This window comes from Staphylococcus sp. 11007852, assembly GCF_011394325.1.
GTDB lineage: Bacteria > Bacillota > Bacilli > Staphylococcales > Staphylococcaceae > Staphylococcus > Staphylococcus agnetis.
The window spans coordinates 147,339-163,843 of the sequence record NZ_JAANBJ010000022.1 but is presented as its reverse complement, the minus strand read 5'-3'; the positions used below and the strand labels follow the sequence as shown (position 1 = coordinate 163,843).

General features: G+C 34.3%; 17 protein-coding genes. 8 read left to right on the top strand and 9 right to left on the bottom strand.

The window, feature by feature from the left end; all coding sequences use genetic code 11:
* Positions 1–9: 9 nt before the first annotated feature.
* Positions 10–936, bottom strand: a complete 927-nt coding sequence (murB, locus tag G8Y85_RS06700) for a UDP-N-acetylmuramate dehydrogenase (RefSeq protein ID WP_086375128.1) — start codon at positions 934–936, stop codon at positions 10–12.
* Positions 937–1,008: 72 nt separating this feature from the next.
* Positions 1,009–1,530, bottom strand: a complete 522-nt coding sequence (locus G8Y85_RS06695) for a GrpB family protein (RefSeq protein ID WP_037567844.1) — start codon at positions 1,528–1,530, stop codon at positions 1,009–1,011.
* Positions 1,531–1,628: 98 nt separating this feature from the next.
* Between G8Y85_RS06695 and G8Y85_RS06690 the strand changes: the two genes are divergently transcribed.
* The 3 genes from G8Y85_RS06690 to G8Y85_RS06680 all read left to right on the top strand — a co-directional run bounded on the left by G8Y85_RS06690 (position 1,629) and on the right by G8Y85_RS06680 (position 4,215).
* On the top strand, positions 1,629–2,525 hold the full coding sequence (locus G8Y85_RS06690; protein WP_157950521.1) for an EMYY motif lipoprotein: 897 nt from the start codon (positions 1,629–1,631) through the stop codon (positions 2,523–2,525).
* A 140-nt stretch (positions 2,526–2,665) separates the two neighbouring features.
* Positions 2,666–2,983: a bacillithiol system redox-active protein YtxJ gene (ytxJ, locus tag G8Y85_RS06685; RefSeq protein ID WP_037567847.1), complete on the top strand. Its 318-nt coding sequence runs from the start codon at positions 2,666–2,668 to the stop codon at positions 2,981–2,983.
* A 119-nt stretch (positions 2,984–3,102) separates the two neighbouring features.
* On the top strand, positions 3,103–4,215 hold the full coding sequence (locus G8Y85_RS06680; RefSeq protein WP_085622714.1) for a glycerate kinase: 1,113 nt from the start codon (positions 3,103–3,105) through the stop codon (positions 4,213–4,215).
* 51 nt (positions 4,216–4,266) lie between these two features.
* Here G8Y85_RS06680 and pepT read toward each other — a convergent pair whose 3' ends face one another.
* The 6 genes from pepT to G8Y85_RS06650 all read right to left on the bottom strand — a co-directional run bounded on the left by pepT (position 4,267) and on the right by G8Y85_RS06650 (position 10,111).
* A complete protein-coding gene (gene pepT, locus G8Y85_RS06675) occupies positions 4,267–5,493 on the bottom strand; it encodes a peptidase T (RefSeq protein ID WP_060552446.1) in 1,227 nt (408 codons plus the stop codon).
* A gap of 12 nt (positions 5,494–5,505) precedes the next feature.
* Entirely contained in the window at positions 5,506–6,000 is a 495-nt protein-coding gene (locus G8Y85_RS06670) for a threonine/serine exporter family protein (protein WP_037567866.1), read from the bottom strand.
* Between the two features lie 24 nt (positions 6,001–6,024).
* The gene (locus G8Y85_RS06665; RefSeq protein WP_037567853.1) at positions 6,025–6,786 is read right to left on the bottom strand and encodes a threonine/serine exporter family protein; all 762 of its coding nucleotides are present in this window, start codon (positions 6,784–6,786) and stop codon (positions 6,025–6,027) included.
* A gap of 373 nt (positions 6,787–7,159) precedes the next feature.
* Positions 7,160–8,230 (bottom strand): GGDEF domain-containing protein GdpS, encoded by a 1,071-nt coding sequence (gene gdpS / locus G8Y85_RS06660; protein WP_037567855.1) that lies wholly within the window; start codon positions 8,228–8,230, stop codon positions 7,160–7,162.
* A 363-nt stretch (positions 8,231–8,593) separates the two neighbouring features.
* Positions 8,594–8,914, bottom strand: a complete 321-nt coding sequence (locus G8Y85_RS06655; RefSeq protein ID WP_060552447.1) for a staphostatin A — start codon at positions 8,912–8,914, stop codon at positions 8,594–8,596.
* Between the two features lie 30 nt (positions 8,915–8,944).
* Entirely contained in the window at positions 8,945–10,111 is a 1,167-nt protein-coding gene (locus G8Y85_RS06650; protein ID WP_105971485.1) for a C47 family peptidase, read from the bottom strand.
* 719 nt (positions 10,112–10,830) lie between these two features.
* Here G8Y85_RS06650 and G8Y85_RS06645 point away from each other — a divergent pair.
* On the top strand, positions 10,831–11,877 hold the full coding sequence (locus tag G8Y85_RS06645) for a glycosyltransferase family 4 protein (RefSeq protein WP_060552449.1): 1,047 nt from the start codon (positions 10,831–10,833) through the stop codon (positions 11,875–11,877).
* A gap of 47 nt (positions 11,878–11,924) precedes the next feature.
* Here the strand turns inward: G8Y85_RS06645 and G8Y85_RS06640 are convergent, their stop codons facing one another.
* Entirely contained in the window at positions 11,925–12,563 is a 639-nt protein-coding gene (locus G8Y85_RS06640) for a YigZ family protein (RefSeq protein WP_103346398.1), read from the bottom strand.
* A gap of 316 nt (positions 12,564–12,879) precedes the next feature.
* Between G8Y85_RS06640 and fakB1 the strand changes: the two genes are divergently transcribed.
* The 4 genes from fakB1 to hpf all read left to right on the top strand — a co-directional run bounded on the left by fakB1 (position 12,880) and on the right by hpf (position 16,464).
* The gene (gene fakB1 / locus G8Y85_RS06635) at positions 12,880–13,743 is read left to right on the top strand and encodes a fatty acid kinase binding subunit FakB1 (protein ID WP_241954769.1); all 864 of its coding nucleotides are present in this window, start codon (positions 12,880–12,882) and stop codon (positions 13,741–13,743) included.
* Positions 13,744–13,885: 142 nt separating this feature from the next.
* Positions 13,886–15,175, top strand: coding sequence for a DEAD/DEAH box helicase family protein (locus G8Y85_RS06630; RefSeq protein WP_209104208.1), 1,290 nt, complete (start codon positions 13,886–13,888; stop codon positions 15,173–15,175).
* A 366-nt stretch (positions 15,176–15,541) separates the two neighbouring features.
* Entirely contained in the window at positions 15,542–15,832 is a 291-nt protein-coding gene (locus G8Y85_RS12355) for a ComF family protein (protein WP_246864157.1), read from the top strand.
* A 62-nt stretch (positions 15,833–15,894) separates the two neighbouring features.
* On the top strand, positions 15,895–16,464 hold the full coding sequence (hpf, locus tag G8Y85_RS06620) for a ribosome hibernation-promoting factor, HPF/YfiA family (RefSeq protein ID WP_060552454.1): 570 nt from the start codon (positions 15,895–15,897) through the stop codon (positions 16,462–16,464).
* Positions 16,465–16,505: the final 41 nt, after the last annotated feature.

The window sequence follows — 16,505 nt, the reverse complement described above, 5'->3', positions numbered from 1 at the left end:
TCTACTCCTTTACTGACGTTCGTCTATTTTTTCGCCAATAATACGCACTTCGCGTTCTAATGTAACATCAAATTTAGATTTTACGACTTTTTGTACATAATGAATTAAGTCTTCATAGTCTGTTGCCGTACCATGATCAACATTTACCATAAATCCAGCGTGTTTCGTTGACACTTCTACACCACCGATGCGGTGACCTTGAAGATGCGCATCTTGGATGAGTTTTCCAGCAAAGTAGCCTGGTGGTCGACGGAATACACTGCCACAAGAAGGATACTCTAATGGTTGTTTAGATTCACGACGCTCAGTTAAATCATCCATCACACTTTGAATGTCAGCTTGTTTCCCAGGTGCTAAAGTAAAAGCGGCCTCTAATACGACATAATGTTCTTGTTGAATAATGCTATTACGATAATCAAGCTCTAATTCATTATGCGTAAGTTGAATCATTTCACCTTTTTCATTAATAACACGCGCATAATCAATGACATCTTTAATTTCTCCGCCATATGCCCCTGCATTCATATAAACAGCACCACCTACTGAACCGGGAATGCCACATGCAAACTCAAGACCTGTTAAAGATAAATCTCTCGCTTTTCGTGAAACATCAATAATAGCTGCACCACTGCCAGCGATTATCGTTGTATCCGAAGCATCGATATAATTGAGTTCTAAAAGGCTAAGGACAATGCCTCTAATACCACCATCACGAATGATAATATTTGAACCATTGCCTAAATAAGTTAAAGGAATGCCAGCATTGTAAGCATATTTAACAACAGCTTGAACCTCTTCATATTTATGAGGCGTGATATAAAAATCCGCGTTACCTCCAGTTTTCGTATATGTGTAGCGTTTTAGTGGTTCGTTTACTTTGATGATATGTTCTGGGATGATTTCTTTTAATTGTTGTAAGATGTTAGCGTTATCCAAAAATAACATCCTTTCTTTGATTTCATTACTTTTATTTTAACGCTTTTGAGCCTCCAAAGTCATCTCGTAACGTTAATTTGATTGGTTGAGGTGTAACAAATTTTTGAAATGTTCATTCTTAAGATTTTCATATTCTCGAATAGATAATGTTGATGAAATGTCTGTCTTAAATGCTTTAAATTGTGCTATTGCCATTGGATTTGAAGTGAGTAATGCATCTAGTGCTTCATACTGATGATATGTTTCAGTGTTGCGTTGAATAATGTGTAATCGTACGGTTTGTTTTAATTCAGTTAAATTATTGAACTTTGCCATTAGTACTTTTTTATACATTGGCTGATGTATACGATAAAATCCAGCGTAATTCAAACGCTTTTCATCTAAAGAGGTAATATCATGTAAATTATCAACACCGACCAAAATATCAAGGATTGGTTCAGTAGGGTAGTTAAAATGTTTTGTTCCACCTATATGTTGGGTACTTTTAATAGGTGAGTCTAAAAGGTTAAATAATATTTCACGGTATGCTTGATACTGTTCGTTATAGTTCATTTGAGATGATTTTGAGATAAATGGTTGAACGTGGTGATACATCGTATACTCCTTTTATTATTCATAAATTCTGAACTACTATACCATACATCATTTTTAAGTTGAATATGATTGGAGAAAAATCTATAAGGAGGGATGCTATGAAGCATATTTTCTTATGTTTACTTGTAATTTTAATGCTATTGGCACTTGTAGGTTGTGGTCATCATAATGCGCAAGAAAAAGCAACTTTTGACCATAAAATGAAAATAGTCGAACAAAAAGAAAAAGCTTATTATAATGAACTTGAGGCAGCTCATTTAGAACAACTTAAATCAATAAATCGTAATGATGCTATAGAGGATAATAAAGCATTGTTTGAAAAGAAAAACGAAACGATGCAACATACGTTAGAGCCAAAATTTAATGTCTACAAAAAAGCGGCAAATCAATTACCCGCAAACAATCATGAGTTAGATACTCTAAAAACAACCTATATGGAAGCAGTGAAGAAAAAAGAACATGCACTTAAACGAATAGAAGCGTTCCTTTCATTGTATTTACAAACAATTGAATCAAACGAAAATATTGTAGCGCATACTCAAAAATTTGACGCATTACGTTCAAAGGTAGAGCGCAATTTAATGGCATCTAAAGCGACACAAAATGGCAATAATGAAAGTGAGCAACTTGAAGAAACGCTCATTAATCAAAATGCGCATATTAAGAGAGTGGCCACGAATGTGCTTGAAGAAAAAGATGGGCGTCAACAATCTGAAAGTATTAAATCAGAAGTAGTGCCAGTTATTGAACAAAATGTAAAAACATTAAATCAACTGCGCATTAACGATGCAAACGTAAATAAAGCACGCCAAAATGCGATTCAAATGAATTATGCTTTAGAAGATTTTTATAAAGAACGTGCCCAAAGTGCGACTTATAGTCACCGTTTATCTAAAATAAATATTAAACAGATTGTTAAAACGCCTGAAGAATTAGAGGCTTATGAAGCGAAATATAATGAAAAAAATGATGAAATTGAAAGTAAATTGCAATAACATTTCCTTAACTGGGAATATCGTTTTTTAAAATAAGGTTAACAATAACTTAGATTATGTGTATAATGAATACCATTGAGAAAATACACAAGATGTACGAATAAAATAATAAACAAGAAAATAACTTAGAGGTGAAAAGTATGGCGACGAAGCTGACGTCTATTGATCAGTTTGAACAAGTCATCCAACAGAATCCATATATCTTTGTATTAAAACATAGTAATACGTGCCCGATATCAGAACGTGCAATGGATCAATTTAATAAATTCCTTTATGAAAGGGATATGGATGGGTATTATCTCATCGTTCAAGAAGAACGCGAATTATCCAATTATATTGAAGAGAAAACAGGGGTTAAACATGAGTCACCCCAAGCATTCTATTTTGTGAATGGTACAGCGACTTGGCATGGCAATCATGATCAAATTACTGTCGCAACATTAGCTAAAGCTGAGTAAAGTGATTAAGAACGCTTTTAGGTTAAATGTCATGACCTATTAGCGTTCTGTTCATTTGTATTTAAATATCAAGCAAGGCTATAATGGATAATAATTAAACATGTCAAGAGGTGACAAATATGAGAGTACTCGTAGCGATGGACGAATTTAATGGCATCCTTTCAAGTTATGACGCCAACCGGTATGTTGAAGAAGCGGTTGCGAGTCAAATTAAAGATGCAGACATCGTGCAAGTACCATTATTTAATGGTCGACACGAATTATTAAATTCTGTATTTATGTGGAAATCAGGAACACAATATCGTATTCAGGCGCATGATGCAGAAATGAATGATATAGAAGTGCGTTACGGTCAAACAGAAGATGGTTTGACCGTGATTCAAGCTGAACAATTTTTAAAGGGAACATCTAATTATTTGAATCATACAAGTTACGGCCTTGGTGAAGTCATTCATCATGCTTTAAGTAAAAATGCGAAAACAATAGCGATATCTGTTGGAGGAACTGACACATTTGACGGCGGTGCAGGATTGTTACAAGCGTTAGGTGCAGTATTTTATAACGATGATGGCGAGATTGTAGATATGCGAAAAGGATTAAATCAACTGAAGCATATCCGTCGTATAGATACGCGTGGACTAGATGAAAGATTGAATCAAACGCACTTTCAAATTCTGATTGATTTTGATAGTAAAATGTACGGTAAGCATAGTGCCATTTTACAAAGTTACCAAGCATTACACTTATCGCGTGATGAAGCGGTTGAAATCGACAATTTAATTTGGTATTTCAGTGAGATTTTAAAACACGAGTTACAACTATCATTGGGTCACATTGAGCGTGGTGGCGCTGGTGGGGGTATTGCTGCTGTATTTAAAGCAATGTTTAATGCTGAATTAATGACAAGTCACGAACTGGTAGATCAAATTACTGGTCTCGAATCTTTAGTCAAACAAGCTGACCTTATCATCTTTGGTGAAGGCATCAATGAACGTGATTTGGTTATTGATACGTCATCATTACGTATTGCTGAATTAGCCCATCAATATGATAAAGTTGCTGTAGCCATATGCGGTACTTCTGAGAAATTTGAACGTTATGAAAAACAAGGTATAACTGCAATGTTCAATTTATTTGATGAAATGCCACCGCTTTATCCAGATTTTAAATTAGGAGTGCAACTCCGTACACATGTAATTCAATCTATCAATTTATTAAAAGCATCTTTATAAAGAAACCGACGAAGTTAGGAATGATGACTTTCCTAATTTCGCCGGTTTTATTTATGCTTCTTTTTCAATTTCTTGAACAATACCTACAATGACTTTGATAGCTTGTGCCATCACATCAATTGATGCGTATTCATATGGACCATGAAAATGATCACAACCTGTAAATAAATTCGGTGTAGGGAGGCCCATAAATGACAATTGAGAGCCGTCCGTCCCACCGCGTATTGGTGCAGTATTTGGTGTAATGTCCAACGCTTTATAAACACGTTTTGGTATTTCAATAATTTGCGGATGTGGCGTGATTTTTTCAGCCATATTGCGATATTGGTCATTAATCACAATACGAACAGGATCGTAGTAGTATTGCGTGTTAATGTCTTTTTGAAGTTGAATCAATTTTTGTTTGCGTTTTTCAAATGTTTCATAGTCATGATCACGTATGATATAGTGTAACGATGCTTTTTCAACAGTGCCATTCATTTCTGTTAAATGGTAAAAGCCTTCATAACCTTCAGTATGTTCAGGAACTTCTTTTTTAGGCAATTGTGAGTGAAATGACGTTGCGAGCGATAGGGCATTCACCATTTTATCTTTAGCAGAACCTGGGTGCACATTGACTCCTTCAAAGAAGATGTGCGCTTCAGCAGCGTTAAAGCTTTCAAATTGCAATTCGCCTAACTGACTGCCATCCATCGTATAAGCAAAATCAGCATTAAATCGTTCGACATCGAATTGATGTGGCCCGCGTCCAATTTCCTCGTCAGGAGTAAATCCAATGCGTATGCGTCCGTGTTTAATTTCTGGGTGATCGATTAAAAATTGCAGTGCCTCCATGATTTCTACAATGCCGGCTTTATCATCCGCACCGAGGAGAGTTGTACCATCGGTAGTCATTAATGTATGGCCTTTGACTTGATGCATATCAGGAAAAACTTGAGGATCTATAGTTTTGCCAGAATCGCCTAAATGAATGATACCGCCGTCATAGTTTTCGACAATTTGAGGTGATACGTCTTTAGCATTAAAGTCAGGGGATGTGTCTACATGTGCTAAAAATCCAACTGTAGGAACGGTTTTTTGCGTGTTACTTTCAAGCGTGGCAAATAAATACCCATGGCCATCTAATTCCGTTTTCAAACCCATTGATTTAAGTTCATCTTCTAATAAACGTAGTAAATCCCACTGTACGCTAGAAGATGGTGTCGATTCGCTGTTGGGGTCGGATTGTGTATTAATTTTGACATAACGTTCTAATCTTTCGATGATGTTTGCTTTCATGTTAACACTCCCTTATATACGATTATTCATATGATAGCCTCTTTTGTAAGACTTACCTTTTAGTTTAGCATAGTGGTGTTTCATTCGCGTATAAATGTAATAAAAGATTTCAGCACATAATATCCCGAATGCAATCGCGCCAGAAGTTAAAGTAACTTCTAAAAATTGGTTCACAGCTTTGGTATATTCATTTGAAACAAGTAACCGTGTCGCTTCATAAGCGGCGCCACCGGGTACAAGTGGAATAATACCAGGGACGATAAAGATAATAACAGGACGTTTGTAACGCCGGCTCATAACGTGACTCATTACACCTAAAATAAAGCTGCCTAAAAAGGCGGCCGGAACAGCTCCATAATTTAAATCAATCGTGAATTTATAAATGATCCATCCCATTGCGCCAACAAAACCTACAGCAACAAGTAATTTTTTAGGTGCGTTAAAGATTATTGAAAATAACATTGTGGAAATAAAACTGATTAAAAATTGAGCAATATAATAAAACATATACGTCATTTTCTACACACCTTCCTAAAATATAATTAATACGACTGCTACGCCAGCCCCAATAGCAAATGCAGTAAGCGCAGCTTCAACACCGCGTGACATACCTGCAAGGAGTTCTCCAGCCATTAAATCACGTATAGCGTTGGTAATTAAAATACCAGGAACTAAGGGCATAACCCCAGCAATCGTTATGATATCTTGGTTGACCGTCATTCCTAACTTTGTAAAAGAGGCAGCAATAGTAATAACAACCATGGAACTTATAAATTCAGAGAAAAATTTAATTTGAATATAGCGTTGAACGAGGTCAAATGTTAAAAATGCACCGGCACCAGCCATAACAGCATAAATAAAATCATGCGCGACGCCACCAAACATAAATAGAAAGAACCCAGAAGCAATGGCAGCTGAAATAAATTTTAGAATAAACGAATATTGTAGTGACGCATGCTCAAGATGGATTAACTCGGATTTTGCTTGATCTAAAGTCAGTTGATTTTGCGAAATTTTTCGAGAAACATTATTGGCAATCGCAATCTTTTCAAGATCTGTTGTTCTTTCGCGTACACGTACTAAACGCGTATTCGTACGGTCGTTTAATGAAAACATGATTGCTGTTGATGTGACAAATGCGTACGTATCTTCGAGACCAAAACTCGCCGCAATTCGCCCCATGGTATCTTCAACACGGTATGTTTCGGCACCACTTTCTAATAAAACTTTTCCAGCTAATAGCACAACATCAATGACTTTATTTTCATCGATAATTGTTAAGGAATCTGCCATGTGCTTCTCCTCCTTATCTTTTAAATCAATTGTCAGTCTACATGTGATAGGGTGATGTTGCAAGAGACTGAGGTAGAAAACGTTGATAATTTATCATGTGTGTGATTTCAAAAACAGAATAGTTTGGACCATCATTTGATATAATGTTGGCATGTTTCAATCACTTAACATGTTTATTGAATAAATAACATCAGGATTCTTATCCCATTATCTCATATTTCGTGACGTGCTAGTCGGTGAGGTTATTCATTTTGTTATTGTCACCTATACAGCAACATAAATGAAACCATCTAAAGATATATAAGTGTAACTCCCGAAATCGTTCTGTTACATGCAATGACTTCGGGAGTTGACAACTATCTTAGATGGTTTGTTATTTGAGTTTAATAATTGGATTAAACATCACTTTATTACGACCTTCATTTTTAGCGATATGCAACATATCGTCTGCATCTTTAAAGACCTTACGTTGTGATTTGTAATCTTCATTTGTTAAATAGCCTACACCAATAGAAACTGATAACTTAATAACCGATTTATTAGGTAAATGAAAATTAGATTTTTCTACCCCTTTACGGATACTTTCGGCTAATTTCACACATTCATCTAATGAATAATTTTTAATAACAATAGAAAACTCTTCGCCACCGTTTCTAAAGATTTTATGTTTTGGTGGCACATAATTTTGAAGTAAGTGTGAAATCTGTTTTAAAATAGCATCACCAGCCTCATGTGAATGCGCATCATTTACATCTTTGAACCCATCGATATCAATTAATATTAATGCGAGACTTTGTTTTTTAGCTTCAGCACGTTGCGTGAGTGCATTAAGATGACGATCAAACTCTTTTACATTTCCTAAGCCGGTTAAATAATCAATTTTACTTTCGTTATCGTAACGATCAATGAGAGTAAAGAACCGATGTAAATCAACATAAAAAAGTGCAGTGATTAATGTCGCAATGATGGATAATGGGAGTAAATATAAGACTTCAATGATATCGAAACTCGGTACAAATATGGCGATGATACATAGTAGTACGATTGTAATAATATTTAAAATTTGAATGGCAATAATATGATTTTGTCTTATAAATGGTCCAATAGTACTCACTACGATTGCTATCATTAAAAGTGTAATTGCAAATATTAATGGTGTCGCTAGGACAAAGTAGCTCACTGTTGCAATCAGTAATGCCGATATAAATGTATAGAACGCATTCGTATAACGGCCTAAAAATAATAAAGGAACAAATGAAAGTTGAATGTGATATGTTTCAATAGGAACTGGATAAAGTGCCAGTAATAATCCAACAATCGTCATCAATACAGTAATATAACTTTTTGAGAACCTAAAATCGTGAGATTCTGCATATTGAAGACGGTGAAATAGATAGATACCAGCAATGGATACTGATATATTATAAATAATGGCTTCAATCATAGTTATGACTCCTTTACTTAACCCTATGTTATTGTAAGTGAAAAGTTACATTTTGTCATTAAATAAATGGTGATATTGTTAAGTAATTGTAAATCTCAGATTGATTTTATTCATAATATAAAAAGTTCACCTTCAAGTATGTATTTAAACGTATATTGCGGGGAGTCACAGTGAAGAAAGCCTTCGAAATTCAAGTGAGAATTTTGAAGGCTTTCAATAGTTTGCATCTACAATCAATGATTTGAGGTGGGCGGAGAAAATAAATTTAACCGATGACGCCGCCACCTCTCTTTATAAAAAGGGCAAAATATATTTATGAAATTTATGAGCGAAGGAGAGTTGCTTATTTAAAAACACAGGGTGTTACTTCTTGATAAAAGTCATTTTAGGTGAGGTTCCTAAAGCATTTACATTTTTAATATTTAGTATAATTTCAGTTGGATGAGCGATGTGTATTTCTATAATAATTGAGCTGTTCTTTTTATGATACAGTAAAATATCATGGCGTGTTTTATTGACGCGTTCACATATAAAATGAGAAGCATCAGGTGAGTCCAGTTTAAACTTCAAAGGTTTCGTATCTATACCTTCAGGGTACCACTCTCCCTTAAGTAAATGAAGAAGATCTTGCGTTTCCTCGATAGAACATTGTTTATCTATACTAAATACGTCAAAATGTGTCATACTATAAAATCCTTTCTAATTTAATCGCTATTAATATCCGTAGATAGAAGAATACCAGTGATAATGATCACCATTAGATACTGGAATAACTCTACTTTGTGCATCTTGTGTCATAAAATCTCTATCCCATGGATTCCAAACGATAATGACTTCTTTACCGTTTTCCAATTTTGCATTTCCAACTACAGCCATTGCATGACCAGCATGAAGACCATTAGTGGATTCAATTTGTTTTCCTAAAATGGCAATCCCTTTATTTTGATTAGTGAGATCATTTACTTCATCATATGAAGTCATTCTGTTTAATAATTTTGGGTCTCTACCTTGATCTCTTCCAAATTTAATCATTTCATCAGAGGTTAAACCAGTAAATTGAAAATCTTCGCCAGTTAAATCTGGGTGAAGATACCTCATTACACCTTCAGCATAATACTTATCAGTATTGTAAGTGGCATTTAATAATGCAGCCATTGTATAACCCGCACACCAACCATTATTACCTTGTTGTTCACGGATTTTGAAGTTTTTAAGTTTATTTACGTACATATTATTATATGTCGCAGTATTTTTTTGATATTGACGTGTAGGTTTTGTAACAGAGGCTTTATGTTTGAATTCAGTAATATCTGTCACTTTCGATGTATCATCTGATTCTTTTAAATTATCTTTACTTAAACGTGGGGTTTTTAAAACTTGTTTAGCTTTATGATTTCGAGTGAGCACATAATAACCTTTAGAATTGGTTAAAATTGTAATGTCTTGATTTTTGTATTGATTTAAAGCTTTTGATAAAAATGGAGAGACGTTAATCGTATAATTCGATTTTAAATCAGGATTTTTAGCGGTTTTAGGAGATATTGTAACAATGTAAGAGACGTTACCTTTCTCATCTAATACAGGGAAGTAATAGTTACCATCACTTTTTTTATTAAACTTATAGATTTTGAAAGGTTCACCTAATGTGTAGGATGATTTTTCTTTGTTATATAATTTGTCTAAAGAAGTGACGTAAGAAAGGTACTCTTTTTGAGCCAAGTTTTGAACGGCAACAGGAACGCCTTTATCAGCAACATTGACTTGTACATGCTGTTTGTCAGCTGTATTAATTTGTGAATTCACCTCGGCATTAGCGACAGAAGTAGTGCTTAGAGAAAAGACTAAACTGAGCAACACAAAACTACATAATTTTTTGTTCATATAAAAACTCCTTTCATTAATATAAATCTATTATACAAAAATTTTAGAAAAATGCAAAAAAATAATTGGAAAAATAAAAAAATATTTCTTTTGGGGTTCGGTGAAGTATATGTCAAAGGGCTTGTATAACGTGTGTTTATCTATATCAAAGGCTTTATCATAAAACAAAAAGCGTTAAAAAAGAACTTAATTATAGAAAATATTTAATTAACTGTGTATTATATTTATGATTTAGAATAGATTTAAGTGACAATGAATACAATTATGTATGAACATCTAGAAAATCTCATGTGCCCATAGTGGGTCGTTTCAAAATATGTTAGTTTAAAAGTACGTGTAATGTACCGTTTTTTTTATTATGTGATGATAATTTATGCTCCAATGCTATGTGAGAGAAAGCACACGTTTTAAACGGTGTAATGATATCAATTATTGGTTGTTATATAGAACATAGAGGTTATGAAGAGAAGTCTTTTTATATAAAATTATATATATGAAATTATTCATACATAATACTTAAATTTGTTAGAATGAAAATAACTATTTGACAGCGCTACATTACTTTTAGCATCATGTATTTTTAAGATTATATTGAACAGTGATGCCTTACATGTCATTTCGTGTTACTATATAATCAGATTGTTTGACTGAAACAGTTGTTTTTAAATTTAAAATTAAAATGTAACAGATATATTATTTTGAAATTTGTAGGTGAACGGATGTATACTCTAACGTTGATAGTATTTTCAATGATTGTCAGCTTAATCTTAACACCTATAGTAATAGCAGTTTCCAAAAAATTAGATATCGTTGATCGTCCTAACTTTAGGAAAATACATACGAAACCTATTTCAATGTTAGGTGGTTCAGCGATATTGCTATCTTTTTTCATAGGAATTTGGCTCGGTGCTCCTATTGAACGTGAAATCAAACCGCTATTACTGGGTGCTATCGTCATTTATTTCGTTGGTCTTATTGATGATTTATACGATTTAAAGCCAATATTAAAATTGATTGGGCAAATTTTTGCTGCGACCATTGTCGTTTATTATGGTGTGACGATTGATTTCATATCAATTCCGATTGGACCGACAATTCATTTCGGTTTATTTAGTATTCCAATTACGATATTTTGGATTGTAGCAATAACGAATGCGATTAATTTAATTGATGGTTTAGACGGTTTGGCTGCCGGTGTCTCTATGATTGCGTTAGTGACAATCGCATTTATCGCAATCTTGCAAGGAAATATATTTATTATCATGATTTGTAGTGTCCTCATCGGTTCGCTATTAGGATTTCTTGTATTTAATTTTCATCCTGCTAAAATCTTTCTTGGAGATAGTGGGGCTTTATTACTAGGATTTATAATCGGCTTCTTATCTTTATTAGGGTTTAAAAATATTACGTTTATATCATTATTCTTCCCAATCGTTATTTTAGCGGTGCCATTTATTGACACATTATTTGCGATGATTCGAAGAGTGAAGCAAGGACAGCATATTATGCAAGCGGATAAATCCCATCTTCATCATAAATTATTAGATTTAGGCTATACGCATAGACAAACAGTTATTTTAATATATGCGATGGCAATCATGTTTAGTGTCGTGAGCGTTATTTTATATTTATCCCAACCATGGGGTGTCTTTTTAACAATCATCCTCATCATTGTCACAATTGAACTTATTGTTGAATTTACCGGACTTATCGATGATGATTATCGGCCATTATTAAATTTAATATCTCGTCGACATACAAAATAGAAATCCTGTTACTTTAAGCAACACGTGCTTAAAAGTAACAGGATTTTTTATGTTTCAATATCAAATGCGAGCGGTTTGACGTCTTTTTCAGTTAAATCAAATTGACCTTGCGTATGTTGATTTAGAAATTGTATAAATGCGTCACGTTCTGCTTCTATGACATCAATGTGATACGTAACTTTATCTGTATATGTTGTATCTCTTAAATAAAAAGAGGTGGATTGAAGTTCATATTCGAACTTTCCTGTCAGATCATAAGCAATAGTGACATGACATGGGATGGCTGGTTTCAGTTCCACGCGTCCCACTGCTTTAATCACATCTCGCACAGCGCCTCCATATGCACGAATTAAACCGCCAGTCCCTAATTTAATACCACCAAAATAACGCGTAACCACGACAGCGGCATTATGTATCTCGTGTTTTTTTAACATCTCTAACATAGGCACACCGGCAGTACCACTAGGCTCACCGTCATCATTCGCTTTTTGAATATGCATCGTATCTCCAATTGTATATGCGGAACAATTATGAGTTGCTTCGCGGTGTTCTTTTTTCTTAGCATCTATAAACGCTTTTGCTTCCTCTTCAGATTGAACTGGCTTTATATGCGCGATAAAGCGTGATTTACTAATTACATTTTCAATGATATGTTCGTCCTTTATAGTAATGATGTTATCTTCCACAAGCCCATCTCCAATCTACAAAAGTGTGTATGATGATTATACTATAATTTATAGTTGAACTTGAAAAAAATCAATAGCTTAAATGACTGAAATTTGATATAAAAGATTGTATGATAGTATTAATCAAAAATTAAAAAGTACCATACGATGACATCTTAAATATGTTGTTTAATATAAGTGTATTAGCGTTACTTTCTGAGATTGACATTGAATAGGCGGTAGATCTTTTAATGAAATCATAGATCATTAGATTTTATTCGCTCTCCATTAAGTTATAAAGATGAATTTTGTTCAAAATTTAGGAGGACAAGAAAAAATGAAAATAGCTGTTATGACAGATTCAACAAGTTACATTCCTCAACACTATTTAAAAGAAAATAATATCCGTGTAGTGCCGTTAAGTATTACGTTAGAAAATGGCGAAAATCATAAAGAAAATGAATCCATCACTTCAGAAGAATTTTATTCAATATTAGCAAAATCAAATTCAATACCGACAACAAGTCAACCAGCTATAGGAGAAATGATTCATGCATTTGAAGCTTATAAAGCTGAGGGATATACAGATGTCATTACAGTACATTTATCTAGCGGTATTAGTGGTGCATATCAAACCTCTGTTCAAGCCGCTTCGATGGTTGAGGGGATTAATGTTCACCCCATTGATTCCAAAATCGCATGTCTAGTTGAAGGTGCCCTTGTCATTAGAGCCATTGATTTGATTAATGAGGGAAAGCATATTGACGAGATTTTAGAAGATTTAGAAGATATGCGTCAACACACAGGTGCCTACCTCGTTGTGGATGATTTGAAAAACTTAAGTAAAAGTGGTCGCATCACAGGTGCACAAGCTTGGATAGGTAATTTACTAAAAATGAAACCTGTTTTAACATTTGAAGATGGTCTCATTGTACCTTACGAAAAAGTTCGCACGAAAAAGAAGGCGCTAAAATTGATTGAAGATAAAGCGATTGAAATGTCCAATCAATATAACATTGCAACGGTAATAATTATTGGTGGAGACAACAAAGATGAATCGCAACGTGTATTGAATGATTTAAAAGCCAAGTATCCTGAAAAAAACATCATTTTCTCTGAATTCGGCCCCGTCATCTCTTCTCACTTAGGACTAGGTGGCTTTGGCATAGGTGTTGTGAATAGACATATTGAATTGTATTAATTGCTTAAACAGTAGCGCATTCATAAGAATGTTGTTGCTGTTTTTTATTTTAATATATGCAGTGGCAAATAAATGATGTAATGAAAATGGGAAAAGTAAATGACCGCGTTAGATCGAGTATATAAGTGAAAGGAGGCATTCATTGAAACGATATGGTCAATTAGTTAGATTACCTGATACTTTAACGGATGAAAAAATTGCTGAAACCACGCCTGGTGTTTGTCAAACAGATAAAGGTTTTAAGTGTATCCAATGTGGTACAACGGAGAGGTTTCACTTTTACTGTTATAAAAGCCCTTTTTTCAAAGAAGATATTATATATTGTCGGAATTGTATTGCGATGGGGAGGATGGATACAAAGCGCCATGTTGTTATAACTCAAACGAAAAGAATGAAGAGTGACGGATATTATCAGCTGCCATTTTCACTATCTGAACAGCAAACGTATGCCTCTCGCAAAATAGTATCTGCCGTCGAATCAAAGCAACCGTTACTTTTGCATGCGGTTACAGGTGCCGGCAAGACTGAGATGATGTTTGAAGCCATTTCTGTAGCACGTCAAAAAGGAGACAATATTGCCATCGTCTCGCCGCGTGTAGATGTAGTGGTAGAAGTGAGTCAACGTGTATGTCAAACGTTTACAAGAGAAGAAATTGATATTTTACATCAGTCGAGTAGACAAAAATACAATGGTCATTTTGTCATTGCAACAGTGCATCAATTATACCGATTTAAAAATCATTTTGATGTCATTTTCATAGATGAAGTGGATGCATTTCCACTCTCGATGGATCGACAGTTACAACAAACGATTGCACGGGCTGCACGCGCGACACATGCCTGTATATACATGACTGCTACACCTCCAAAACCTCTCATGCGTTCGTTTCATGCTACTCAAATCATTACGTTACCTGCACGGTTTCACCGTCATCCTCTAGTTGTACCAGAATTCCGCTACATGAAAATAAAATATTCACAAGCACAACATAGTCTTATAAGTGAGTTAAAAAATCAAATGAACCGTCAACGTACGACATTACTGTTTTTTAGTAATATTGAAAACATGAAACGCTTTTATAGTGCATATCGTACAACTTTCAAAAACATGTGTTATGTCTATAGTGAAGATGCTGATAGATTAGAAAAAGTACAACAGCTTAGAAATGGTATGTATCAAATTGTCTTAACAACAACGATTTTAGAACGAGGTTTTACAATGGCGTTTCTAGATGTATGGGTAATGGATAGTCATCATTTTACAGCTGATGCGCTCGTGCAAATTGCTGGGAGAGTAGGGCGAAAACAAGAATCTCCCAATGGATTGGTTCGTTTTTACCATGAAGGGAGGACATTAGCAATGTACAAAGCTCGACGTAACATACGCCAAATGAATCGAATGGCATATCTTAAAGGATGGGTTGATTATTGAGATGTCACATTTGTCATTCGTTTTATGATGAATTATTTACTTTAGAGCTGTTATTTCAACCCACAAACATTCTATGTGAACATTGTAGGAATTTATTAGAACAATGCATTTTTAATTCTACGGGGAGATGTAGCTATTGTTTAGGTGAATACCAGAATTCAAAATGTATCAATTGTGACTCAGTTAAATACGTTTATACATTTGATTCGATAGATGCATGCTTTCATTATGAAGGTTTTTATAAAACCCTTTTCCATCAATACAAATTTCTTGGGGATGTTGCACTTGCTCAAGTTATTGCAAAGTACATATCCATTAAAGCTCAACATTATGATTACATTATTCCAGTACCGTCTGTAAAAGAGAATGACATCGAAAGGACTTTCAATCCTGTACAAGTTAATTTTAAGTGCGTTAAGTATCGATTTTGAAGACTGTTTAAAGATGCATCGACGACCAAAACAATACCAACTCACTTTAAAAGAGCGAATGTCATTAAGTAATGATATTGAAGTGAAAGGTGATATAAACCTCGAAAATAAACGTATTTTACTTGTGGATGATATTTACACAACAGGCCGAACTGCGCATAACGTTGCGGTTAAGCTGTTTCAAAGAAAAGTCAGAAAATTGAGTATGTTAACGTTTGCACGTTAGCATAAACATGGTAAAATATAAGTAAGAAATACAATAACAAGAGGTTGAAAGGAGCGAGCACTATGATTAACTTTGAAATTCATGGAGACAACCTCACAATCACAGATGCTATTCGCAATTACATTGAAGACAAGATTGGTAAATTAGAAAGATATTTCACTAACGTACCTAATGCAACAGCACACGTTAAAGTGAAAACTTACCAAAATTCAGGTACAAAAATTGAAGTAACAATTCCGTTGAAAAATGTTACTTTAAGAGCGGAAGAGCGTCATGATGATTTATATGCAGGCATCGACTTAATTACGAATAAATTAGAACGTCAAGTTCGTAAATATAAAACGCGTGTTAACCGCAAAAATCGCGACCGTGGAAATGAACAAGATATTTTTGTAGATGCTGAAGCAACATCACCGGATATCGACAACGAATCAAGTGATTCGGAAATCGAAATTATCCGTTCTAAAACATTTGGATTAAAACCAATGGATTCTGAAGAAGCAGTACTTCAGATGAATTTATTAGGCCATGATTTCTTCGTGTTCCATGACAGAGATACTGAAGGAACAAGTATTGTTTATCGTAGAAAAGACGGAAAATATGGATTGATTGAAACAGAATCATTAGAATAAATGATTGAATCTCATACGAGTTGTATCACTTTAGGGGCTGG